The organism is Acaryochloris marina MBIC11017, assembly GCF_000018105.1.
GTDB lineage: Bacteria > Cyanobacteriota > Cyanobacteriia > Thermosynechococcales > Thermosynechococcaceae > Acaryochloris > Acaryochloris marina.
In genome coordinates this window covers 1,238,073-1,249,764 of sequence record NC_009925.1, presented here as the reverse complement: position 1 = coordinate 1,249,764, position 11,692 = coordinate 1,238,073, and the positions used below count along the sequence as shown (strand labels likewise).

The window sequence follows — 11,692 nt, the reverse complement described above, 5'->3', positions numbered from 1 at the left end:
TATCTTGCTAATGGCGATGCTTGGTTTATTAAAAAACCTCTGGTTACTAGACGCTCTAAGAACTGTAGTTCAGTCTAAATACGGATTCTGATCCGAATTTCAAAATTTAATATAGAAATAGAAAAATTGTGTTTACCCTAGCCTCATAACAACTTGTCATGCAATGCGAGATTCAATCGTCTTTAGCTGTAGACTTTACAGAGACTTTTAGTCAAGAAAAAATTCCAAAAGATCTCGAAAAAGGGATTGGCTTTTACAAAACAATTATTCGCAACTTGCCTGATCTTGTCTGGTTAAAGAATATTGATGGAGTATATCTAGCCTGCAATAATCGTTTCGAGGATTTTGTTGGATTTCCTGAGCAAGAAATCGTAGGTAAAACCGACCACGATTTAGTGGATGCTCGGTTGGCCGATTTATCTCGGAGGCACGATACGGAGGTCATACTTCAAGGATACCCATCCGTATTAGAGAAATGGACAACTTTTGCTAGTGACGGACACAGTGAACTTCTGGAAATCAGCAGGGTTCCCATTCAAGATGCTCAGGGAGAACTGATTGGATTACTGGGTATTGGCCACAATATTACGACTCGTAGAGAGTCAGAAGAGAAATTACAACAGAGTGAGGAACGGTTTTTGTTAGCGATGCGCGGAGCTAATGATGGCCTGTGGGACTGGAATTTGGAAACAGATGAAGTTTATTATTCACCTCGCTGGAAAAGCATGCTGGGTTATGAGAATGATGAACTTGCTCATGATTTAAGCACTTGGGAAAACCTAGTTCACCCAGATGATAAAAAGAAGGCCCTGGCACTGGTTGAAGATTACCTGGATGGCAAATCTGATGCGTTTGATGTTGAAATGCGGATGCAGCACAAAGCGGGCCATGAGATATATGTGCTCTCTCGGGCATTCCTGGTGCATCGGGCTACAGATGGTAAGGCTGTTCGTCTAGTCGGGACCCATGTTGACATCACAGCTCGTAAAAAAGCTGAAGCCTTTGACGATAAAAATGCTGAAATTCTGGAGATGATTGCGACCGGAAAACCAGCCACAAAAATCTATGATGAAATTGCCTTAATGTATGAATCTCGCCATCCTGGTATGCGTTGTTCAATGCTGGAGCTTCAAGATGGTCGACTGATGCATGGTGGAGCTCCCAGTCTGCCGAAGGAATACTGTGATGCGGTTCATGGTTTGCAAAACGGCCCTAATGTGGGCTCCTGTGGCACGTCCACCTATACTGGCAAGCGGGTGTTGGTTGAGAATATTGAAACGGATCCCAAATGGGCCAAGATCAAACATGTCGCCCTTCCCCATGGTATGCGTTGCTGCTGGTCTGAACCAATTAAGAATTCGTCAGGTATCGTCTTGGGTGCATTTGGCATGTATTATAACCACCCCGCTTTGCCTAATGAATTGGAGTCCAATGATCTGAAATCGGCGGCAAGGTTGGCTGGGATTGTGATGGAACGGGACCAGGCCCAGAAAAAGATTCGAGAATTAGCTTTTAACGATAGCTTAACGGGGCTGGCCAGTCGTGCTCACTTTTATCAGAATCTTGAGGTTGCCATTAAGCGCTCTGACCGCAATGCATCTCGTTTGGGCCTGCTCTATATTGACTTAGATAACTTCAAGGGCGTGAACGACAGTCTGGGGCATGATGCTGGTGACTTGCTGCTCAGAGAAATTGGGCATCGGTTGCAGCGAGTCGCTCGTGATATTGATTTTGTCGCCCGCCTCAGTGGGGATGAATTCTGTATTTTAGTAACGGATGTTGACGATGACTATGCGGCCTCTACTGTCGCCCAACGTTGTCTCGAAGAGGTATCCCAGTCCATTGAGCTATCGGCGCGGAAGTTTACGCCTGCGTGCAGTATTGGGATTGCCCACTATCCTGATGACGGTCGGGAGCTGTCAACCTTAATCAAAGCGGCGGATACGTCCCTGTATGCGGCGAAGGAGCGCGGAAAAAATCGGTATGCCTTCTATCAACCACAGCTGACTGAGCAAGCGGAATATCGGTTCCGTGTAGAGCAAAATTTAAGGGAGGCGGTCGAAAAACAGCAATTGTCCTTGGTGTACCAACCCCAGGTTGAGCTCTTTTCCGGCAATATTATTGGGGTTGAGGCTTTGTGCCGTTGGCACCATCCCCAACTGGGGGAGGTTTTACCAACGGAATTTATTGCCACAGCCGAAAGAATAGGGATGATGAAGCCCCTGACAGAATGGGTCTTGAAAGCTGCCTGTAATCAAGCCGTTGCATGGAAAAGAGCTGGCTTGCCTCCTATCCGGATGGCTGTGAATATCTCCCCAGCCCAATTCCTGGATAAGTATTTTGTGTCTTTGATTCAGTATGTTCTGGAGGAAACAGGTATGGTGCCGACGGAACTAAAGCTGGAAGTAACGGAGAGTGTGGTGCAAACCGATCAGCAAAATCTCTCGATTTTCCGAGAATTAAAAGATCTGGGTGTCCTGCTAGCCATCGACGATTTTGGCAAAGGCTATTCTTCGTTTGCTTCTCTTAAACACTTGACGGTGGATTGTCTAAAAATCGACAAATATTTTATTGATGATATGTTGGTTGACCGGAAATCACAGACTTTAATTGCTGCCATGATTGATATGGGCCACAATCTGGATCATGAAATTATTGCCGAAGGTGTAGAGACTGTAGAGCAGTATCAAATGCTGCAACAGTTTGGCTGTGAAACAGCTCAGGGATATTTGCTGAGCAAACCGGTTAGCCCAGATTCCATCTCAAAAATTCTGAAGCTTAATCGTTTGACTCATCTAGCACATTTAGATGCTAATCCTTTGCATTTGGGGTAAATTCAGACTCAGAAATTACCTGCAATTTAAGAATGGTGCCCCAAATTACGGCTCACCGCGGCTATTCTCAGTTGGCTCCGGAAAATACGATTCCTGCTTTTGAGCTAGCGATTGAGCACCAGGCTGATTTTATTGAACTGGATGTCCAAGAGACCAAAGATCATGGGTTGGTGGTGATTCATGATAGTCATTTGTTGCGTCTTGCGGGTTGCGATCGCAACCTCTGGAACCTAACTACCTCTGAACTGGCAAACCTAGATGTCGGTCAGTGGTTTGGGGAGGCGTTTAAGCAGACTCGAATCCCTTCCCTGGCCTCAGTGATGGATTTGGCTAAGGACAGAATTAAGTTAAACCTGGAGCTGAAATGCCATGGCCATGAACAAGAACTTGTTAGCCAGGTGGTCGAACTAATCCACCAAAAAAATTGGCAGCAAAACTGTGTGGTTTCCTCCCTCGACTTTGATACCCTGCGGCAGGTCCGAACGCTAGACCCTGGGTTGACGATTGGCCCAGTCATTCCCCCTTCTCGACCTGAGTATCCTGATCTCGAGGTCGATTTTTATTCACTTCACTTCACCCTGGCCACATCAGAACGAGTCAAACAGGCCCATGCAGAAGGAAAAGCCATTCATGTCTGGACGGTCAATCAGCCTGCTGATATGCAGCGGATGATTGAACATGGGGTAGACAATATCATCACCGATCAACCGGCAGCACTTAAAACAGAAATGGCATCAAAACAAACCAAAAACTGACATAATCGCAGGACCCACTTTATCCCAGGCGGTGACGAGTTTTGCACCCGTGGTTAAACTCCCAGCGATGCCCTTGAGAAACCAGTGGCTTTGGTAGCTAGCTGCTTCATTCGGCTGTCTTGAGGGGCTTGGCCTGCTTCGGCAAGTTTCTTGACTTGGGCGAAGGCGGCGGCTTTCTCAGTATCGTCCAGCTCGGGTTCTTCGGCAATGGCGGTTTGGAGCTGGTTGAGTAAATCTTTGAGGTTAGGTTGGGTACTGTCACTGGAGGTGGGAAGTTGTTGAATACTGTTGTTTAAGTCACCAGCAATTTCCCCAAAATTTATAATGCCACTGATATCGCCACCAGCATTGATATTGACAGTGTTAATTCTGTCCATAGCACTTTCCATAAAATTATTGAACATGGTTGAGAGTCTGTTAATTTCCCTCTCCTTCGCAGCCAGTAGCATTCTGGCTCCAGGACTAAGAGTCTTTGTATAATTCAGTGTTTCAAAATATTCCTTGTTGAGTTTAGAGTGGTCAGCTGTGGAAGCTGTCTTGGTCCGTAATAATAAGTTGCCTGCTCCTTTTGCCTCTATGGATGCAATCTGTATTTCTGCATCTGGGTTATTTTCAACAAATTGCTTAAATGCTATGGCGATAGTGTGGGGATCGACGTTTTGGTTGTGGTAGAGGTCTAGGGTATCGACGATGGGCTTAATAAAGTCACTAAATTCGCCATCGGCAAAGGTTTCTTCGTAGTTATCGGGTTTACGGCGGGGGTTTGGGTCGGGGGCACCTTCGCGGACCCAGCGCATATAAACGTATTCACAGTGGACTCCCTGGAGGTTGGTGTTCCCGGTAATACCCCAGTCCTCGATGGTAGCTCCGGTAAGGGTGGCCCCTGATAAATCGGTTTGGCTGAGCTGGGTTTGAACGAGATTGGCTCGGGTTAGGTTTGCATCTGCTAGGGAAGATTCGCTCAGATCGGCAGCTCTGAAACAGGCATTTTCGAGCTGGGCATTAGCCAGATTGATACCCCGGAGATTGAGATGGGTTAAATCGATATCTTTACCCTCGCCAGTTTGCACCAAGGTACAAATTTTGGGGTTGCTGAGGAAAGAGTCGCCTGGGCGGATGCGTTCAAGGAGGCGAGTATGCAGCCAAGAGGTACGGGTTATGGTGGCCTCTCTGAAGTCTGTGCTGTCGAGGCAGGCTTGGTTAAAGTCAGCGTTTGTAAGGTCTGCTCCCCTAAAGCTTGTCCCCCCCCAAGTAGCAAAGGCAATGGCCGCAGATTTAATAAGGGTGTACTTGAGGTCACCCTTTAGCGACTGCCAACCAATATAGGCGCTAGCTAGAACACAAGCAATAGAGATTCCAACAGACACCCTAGCAGCTATAGTTCCCGTTTCAGAGTTGATGGCTCCAGCTCCAGCACCCAAAATTGATATTATGACGGCAATTACTAAAGCGATACCTGCTCCAATAACTTGGGCAACAGCCCACGCTCCAGCAAAAACTCCGGCTAAAAAGACAGCATAAGATCCAGCTCCAACTCCAGCAAAAACTCCAGCAATAACTGCAACACCTTGATTAGTCCCAATCGTGGGGAAAGCTAAAGCAAGGACGATACCAAAAATGAAAGTAACTGCAAACCCAAAAGTAATCACCCTTGCAAATACGATAGAAATGCCCTTACGGAGAATGAGAATATAACAAACAAATTGCACTACAAGCGTTACCCAGCCAAGGGTGTTGTTTGATAAATTTCCAGCCTCAAAGATTTGAGTGATTACATATCCACTAAAAGCGAGTAAGAAACTTGCACAAACTGAAAATAGCCAGGCAAGAAATGCTGAAATCACTACCCATCTTTTCTGCAGACCTGCTTTAGCTTCATGAAAGGTCGCCCTAACTAGTGTTGCGTCACTAAAATTCGTGCCCCGAATATCCACCCTGCTAAAATCTACCTCGGACAGAACTTGCCCCTTGAAGGACTGTCCCCGAAGATTTGCTCCTGCAAAGTTGCGTTCTCCCTGGCGATATCGACTAAGCAGTTCTTCTGCCTTCATGGATCACCCATCCATTATTACCAGCGGACCTTTATCTCAACTCAATCAAGTCAATGTGCTCAATATTCTAAAAATAAAGTTAATACCCAAAATATTTGCAAAATAAATCAAAAATAAGACTGCCGTTTAATTTATCATCTGATCACTCTCCCTCCAAAATTAGTCAGATAAAAACCTCAATACCAGCTCACTTCCAGCATCACACCGTTTATCCTAGAAGGATGAACGTTCAGGTGGAGATCATGCAAACTCAGCAGCCTGTTGTCAAAATTCCAAAAACCTTGCCCGCTGAGCAACGCCTCACCTTAAATAATATTGACTGGAAAACCTATGAGAACATTCTGGCTGCCTTTGGTGAACATCGAGCGGTGCGGCTTCACTATAGTGCTGGAGTCCTAGAGCTTATGGTCCCCCTAGAAGCTCACGAAAACCCCAGTGATGTAATTGGGGTTTTTATTCGCACCTTGGCTTTTGAATCTGGCCAAAACATTAAAGGAATGGCCTCCACCACCCTCAGACGAAAGGAGCTTCTTAAAGGGGCTGAGCCGGATCGATGCTATTACATCCAGAATGAATCGGTGGTCCGAGGGCGAACGGTCGATCTCGATGTTGACCCACCCCCTGACCTAGTGGTGGAAGTAGACATTAGTCATACGGACATCAACAAAAACGACCTCTATGCCCAACTGGGAGTCCCTGAACTGTGGCGCTTTGATGGCCAGATATTGAGAATTTATCAGTTAGAGCAAGGACAATATCAGGATGCTCCCGTCAGTCCCACCTTTCCCTGGGTGACGCTAGAACGGTTCTACCATTTTCTTCAGCAATGCAAAACGGTAGGAGAGACACCCGCTTATAGGGAGCTAAAAACTTGGGTTGAGGCCCATGCACCTAAACCGCAATGATCTCAGCGATTTTCTTACACCGTCTGAAAAGTTTGGGGGTAAGTCCTTTCAACCCTTAGTACTAAAAGAATTGTTGAATAAACGAGAAAAGTGAGGTGGTGTTAAATCGATACAACTCTTTTTGCTGGGTCGATTGCCAGAAAAGTCACAGGTCCTTTATAGGTGATACTGAGCTTTCCACCAGAAACATCATCAATGGCTAGCAAGTTCTGATCAGAAACCACGATGTTTTCTGATGTGGCAATAGATCGCTGCATATCTTTCAAATCGCCATAATTATCTGTTGTGACTGAGTGAGCTTGTTCGATGCGAATGAATAAATAAGGCCAATCGCGAACTGTACTTGAACTTTGGTAAATCTCATCAGGAAGCCAGATGGCATCCCAATGAATAGCCAAGGATAAAGTTTGTTCAAATGCAATGTCATAAAACATCCCAAGCCAGATAGAGTCATGCAAAGTGTACTTCGAATGAAATTGATCGAAGCTCATTTGCTTGCCTTGGTTCCAGGGTAAATCCCCTTCAATCCAGCCATGATAAAACCAGGCGGGTTGTTCTAACTCAATCAAACTTTAGTTCCTTGATGAGATTGATTCAGGTATAGAGTCTAAGCGCTGAAGTACTTAGCAACGGGGTGATAAACCATAATGGCTGTGGTGGATTGCTCAGGATAGAGCTGTTCGCTCTCATCCATATGCAAATTAATCCGATCCGTTTGCAGTAGGTCAAGCTGTTTGTATTGGTCCTGCATATTTGGACAAGCCGGGTAACCAAAACTATAGCGAGAACCTTGGTAACGTTGAGCCAGCATATCTCGGATATTGTCCGGTTCACTCTCGCCATAACCCAACTCCCGCCGAATGCGAGCATGGGTCCATTCCGCGATGGCCTCCGCCGTTTGGACGGCTAAACCGTGGAAGTAGAGATATTCAGTGTATTCGTCACCTGCAAACAGCTTTTGGGCAAACTCCGTGGCAATGTCTCCCACTGTGACCGCCTGCATGGGAAAGACATCAAACCGTTTCTGAGCAATGCCTTGTTCCTTAGGTAAAAAGAAGTCGGCAATACACAGCCGCCGCATTGACTTCTGACGAGGGAAGGTAAAGGTGGTGACAGGTTCAGGTAAGGTATCGCCGGGGTTCTCCGCCACTTTTGGATCATAAATATGGAGGGAGTTTTCTTCAGCTAGGCAGGGGAAGTAACCATAAATTGCCTGGGGATGCAGCAGCTTTTCGGCAACGATGCGCTGTTTCCACTGGTTCAAGATGGGGTAGACCTTCTGGTCTAGGAAGGCATCGTAGTCTTCTCGGGATTGATCCTTGGGCTTGCGGAATTGCCATTGGCCCGCAATCAAAGCTTGAAGATCCAAATGCCAGAAAAGTTCATCAAAAGGCAGATCTTCGGGCTGCAAAATGGTAGTTCCCCAGAAGGGTGGGGTAGGCCGCTCGATATCGATATCCACCGCTTCCGAACGTCGGGTATCTACAGGCATTGCAGCAGTGGCAGCTTCTGCCGCGTTCTCCTGGGGCTGAGAACCATTTGTAGAGACTGACTCAGGAACTTCATCTTGCTCATTTAAGAAGCCTTTGAGGTTATCCCATTGCCCTTCGGTTTTGGCGGGCATCAGTTTATCCATAAAGTGCAGGTCGGCAAAGGCGTCTTTGCCGTAAATCACTTGGCCGTTGTAGGTGTTTTGGCAGTCTTGATTGACAAACTTGGGAGTCAAAGCGGCACCCCCTAGAATGACGGGAACGGTGATGCCTTCTTGGTTAAAGGTTTCCAGATTGTCCTTCATAAAGGCGGTGGACTTCACCAGCAACCCACTCATGGCAATGCAGTCGGCATTATGCTCTCGGTAGGCGGCAATAATCGTATCCACGGGCTGCTTGATACCCAGATTGATCACCTGATAGCCGTTGTTAGACAGGATAATATCCACCAGGTTTTTGCCAATATCATGGACATCGCCTTTGACAGTGGCAATGACGACGGTGCCTTTGCCACTATCGTCGGCTTCTTCCTTATCCATCATCGGTTCCAGATAGGCGACCGCCGCTTTCATGGTTTGGGCAGACTGCAACACGAAGGGAAGCTGCATTTGCCCCGACCCGAACAGTTCCCCCACCACTTTCATGCCATCCAATAAAAAGGTATTAATGATGGCCAGGGGAGCATGGTCCTTAAGAGCAATATCGAGCTGTTCTTCTAAGCCAATCCGTTCTCCGTCAATAATGTGGTTTTTGAGGCGTTCTTCTACGGGAAGAGAGGTATCGACACTGCGATCTCGCTTCGTCGTCTTCCCTTCAAACAGAGTCGTTAGCTTGGTCAGAGGGTCATAGGTACAAACCTCCCCATCAAACTGGCGGCGGTCATAGATCAGATCTAAACAGACCTGTTTATGCTCTTCCTCAATTTTGGCCAGAGGCAGAATCTTGCTGGCACTGACAATGGCCGCATCCATGCCCACCGCCATCGCTTCATGCAGAAACACCGAGTTGAGGGTGACGCGGGCCGCTGGATTTAAACCAAAGGAAACATTAGAGACCCCCAAGATAATATGACAACCCGGCAACTCATCTCGAATCTGCCAAATGGCACTGATGGTGGCGTTAGCATTGTTGCGATCTTCTTCAATTCCGGTAGAGGCGGGTAAGGCCAGGGGGTCAAAAAAGATTTCATAGGCGGGAATGCCATAGTTAATGGCGTCATCATAGGCCCGCTTGGCAATTTCAAACTTTTTCTCTGCTGTTCGAGCCATACCATCTTCGTCAATGGTGCCCACCACTACGCCAGCGCCATAGGTCTTGGCCAGCTCTAATACCTTGTAGAATCGCTCTTCTCCATCTTCATAGTTCGTGGAGTTAAGGATGCATTTACCCCCGGCCACTTTTAGACCTGCCTCCATTTTTGTCCACTCGGTGGAGTCCAGCATCAGGGGCAATGAAACCGTATTTACCAGCCGGGAGGCCAGTTCTCGCATATCCCGCTCGCCATCGCGACCCACGTAGTCCACGTTGACATCGAGGACATGGGCTCCCTCTTTAACTTGCGATCGCGCCAACGATACCAACCCATCCCAATCTTCCGCATTTAGGGTTTCGCGGCACTTTTTAGACCCGCTGGCATTCAACCGTTCTCCCACAATCAAAAATGAATTGTCCTGATCGTAGGACTGGGTTGTCATAATTGAGGCTGCCGCAGGCACAAAGGGCAATGGGGCATAGGGCGGTAAACTTTGCCGTGAGCCAATCTCTCGCGCCTTAGGTTTGAGATCCTGGGACATCTCCGCTAGCTGTTGAATATGGTCCGGGCGAGTGCCACAGCACCCTCCAATCACCTGAACTCCTAAGTCTTCAATAAAGTGCATCAACGCCATCCGCAGCTCCATTGGCGTTAAGAGGTAATGGGCCTGCCCCCCCACATTTTCAGGTAACCCAGCATTGGGAATACAGGAGACAATAAACGGCGATTGCTCGGATAAATATTTGATATGCTCCTTCATCAAATCGGGGCCAGTGGCACAGTTTAGCCCCAGAATATCGATGGGATAGGGTTCTAGGACCGTTAATGCTGCGCCAATCTCAGACCCCACCAGCATAGTGCCGAAATTTTCCACCGTCACAGATACCATTAAGGGAAGTCTGGCCCCTTTTTCGGCAAAGACGACTTCAATCGCGTTCAAAGCTGCCTTGATTTGTAAGACATCCTGACAGGTCTCGACCAACAAGAGATCGGCACCCCCGTCATACAGTCCTTGAGCTTGCTCGACGTAAGCTGCCTTGAGGGTATCGAAATCAATATGCCCCAAGGTAGGGAGCTTAGTCCCGGGACCCATGGAGCCGGCTACAAACCGAGGTTTCTCAGGGGTGGAAAATTCAGCGGTCACCTGTTTGGCAAGTTCAGCGGCGGCTTTGTTAAGTTCATAGGCCTGATCGGCCAAATCATACTCGGCCAAAACGATAGAGGTCGCACCAAAGGTATCCGTCTCGATAACGTCTGCCCCGGCCTTCAGGAAGTTGCGATGAACCGTAGCCACGGCACCAGGTTTAGTCTGGATTAGGTATTCATTACACCCTTCATACTCTGGACCACCAAAATCTTCTGCTGTCAGATTTTGCATCTGTAGAGAGGTTCCCATGGCACCGTCAAAAACAATGACAGGGCGTTCGGGACTATGGAGCCGATCGAGGAAAACACTCTTCATGATCCAGATAAAGTTAGAAACTACTGTTTCCCGCTGTGCTGCGGTTTTCTGACGCAATACATATGGCGGTTAGATATACACTTTAAATCCATTTAGCCAGATTTTTTGGGGAGTTGCCCTGGAAAATCCTGTGGATTTGCCCCGAAAGACAGATAATAAAGGGGCCTGACTAAATTATTTTTTATACTCAGTCTAGTATATTGAATCGGCTATAAGTTATGACTGTCGGGGCTTTACACAGGATGCTGGCAGAGCCGTGATCCCATCTATTCAAGTTTCTCTAAATTAAGCTTGTAGGACTTCAATAGAAGTGATATGGTAATAGTTTTGTAGTCCTCTAATCTAGTATGAAAGTTCGTTCATCTGTTCGGAGAATGTGTGACAAATGCCGAGTCATTCGTCGGCGAGGTCGCGTGATGGTGATTTGTTCTAACCCCAAGCATAAACAACGCCAAGGTTAACCATCTTCTATCAACCGATTGGTCTCTAAACCCATCGCGTTAGCAACCACACAAATTTTTAATTAAACAGCCTAGGGAGTAATAAAAGAGTGGCACGGATTGCCGGAGTAGACCTGCCCCGCGACAAGCGGATCGAGATTGGTCTGACCTATATATATGGAATTGGCTTGACCAGATCCCAAGAGATCTTGGCAGCGACGGGCGTAAACCCTGATACCCGAGTGAGAGAATTGGGCGATCAAGATGTCGCTGCTCTTCGTAATGCTGTGGCTGGCTATCAGGTGGAGGGTGACCTCCGCCGATGGGAATCCATGAACGTCAAGAGACTGATGGATATTGGTTCCTATCGAGGACGTCGTCATCGGGCTGGCTTACCCGTTCGAGGCCAGCGGACTCGGACGAATAGTCGAACCCGGCGGAGTGCTAAGCGGACGGTGGCTGGTAAGAAGAAGGCTCCCAGCAAGAAGTAACCCTTTCAAATT

At 47.4% G+C, this 11,692-nt stretch carries 8 protein-coding genes; 5 read left to right on the top strand and 3 right to left on the bottom strand.

Annotation, left to right across the window (positions count from 1 at the left end):
- Positions 1 to 158 precede the first annotated feature (158 nt).
- Together AM1_RS05625 and AM1_RS05620 are read left to right on the top strand one after the other, a co-directional pair.
- Positions 159 to 2,834, top strand: a complete 2,676-nt coding sequence (locus AM1_RS05625) for a bifunctional diguanylate cyclase/phosphodiesterase (protein WP_012161837.1) — start codon at positions 159 to 161, stop codon at positions 2,832 to 2,834.
- A 32-nt stretch (positions 2,835 to 2,866) separates the two neighbouring features.
- On the top strand, positions 2,867 to 3,589 hold the full coding sequence (locus tag AM1_RS05620) for a glycerophosphodiester phosphodiesterase (RefSeq protein ID WP_012161836.1): 723 nt from the start codon (positions 2,867 to 2,869) through the stop codon (positions 3,587 to 3,589).
- Between the two features lie 53 nt (positions 3,590 to 3,642).
- Here AM1_RS05620 and AM1_RS05615 read toward each other — a convergent pair whose 3' ends face one another.
- A complete protein-coding gene (locus tag AM1_RS05615) occupies positions 3,643 to 5,640 on the bottom strand; it encodes a pentapeptide repeat-containing protein (protein ID WP_012161835.1) in 1,998 nt (665 codons plus the stop codon).
- A gap of 242 nt (positions 5,641 to 5,882) precedes the next feature.
- On the opposite strand from AM1_RS05615, the gene AM1_RS05610 reads away from it, so the two are divergent.
- Entirely contained in the window at positions 5,883 to 6,545 is a 663-nt protein-coding gene (locus AM1_RS05610; RefSeq protein WP_012161834.1) for a Uma2 family endonuclease, read from the top strand.
- Positions 6,546 to 6,646: 101 nt separating this feature from the next.
- Here the strand turns inward: AM1_RS05610 and AM1_RS05605 are convergent, their stop codons facing one another.
- Both AM1_RS05605 and metH read right to left on the bottom strand, forming a co-directional pair.
- A complete protein-coding gene (locus AM1_RS05605) occupies positions 6,647 to 7,114 on the bottom strand; it encodes a hypothetical protein (protein WP_012161832.1) in 468 nt (155 codons plus the stop codon).
- A 38-nt stretch (positions 7,115 to 7,152) separates the two neighbouring features.
- Entirely contained in the window at positions 7,153 to 10,749 is a 3,597-nt protein-coding gene (gene metH / locus AM1_RS05600) for a methionine synthase (RefSeq protein WP_012161831.1), read from the bottom strand.
- Between the two features lie 347 nt (positions 10,750 to 11,096).
- On the opposite strand from metH, the gene rpmJ reads away from it, so the two are divergent.
- Together rpmJ and rpsM are read left to right on the top strand one after the other, a co-directional pair.
- A complete protein-coding gene (gene rpmJ, locus AM1_RS38525; RefSeq protein ID WP_010480573.1) occupies positions 11,097 to 11,210 on the top strand; it encodes a 50S ribosomal protein L36 in 114 nt (37 codons plus the stop codon).
- 89 nt (positions 11,211 to 11,299) lie between these two features.
- Complete coding sequence (rpsM, locus tag AM1_RS05595; protein WP_010480576.1) at positions 11,300 to 11,680, top strand: 30S ribosomal protein S13; 381 nt, start codon at positions 11,300 to 11,302, stop codon at positions 11,678 to 11,680.
- Positions 11,681 to 11,692: the final 12 nt, after the last annotated feature.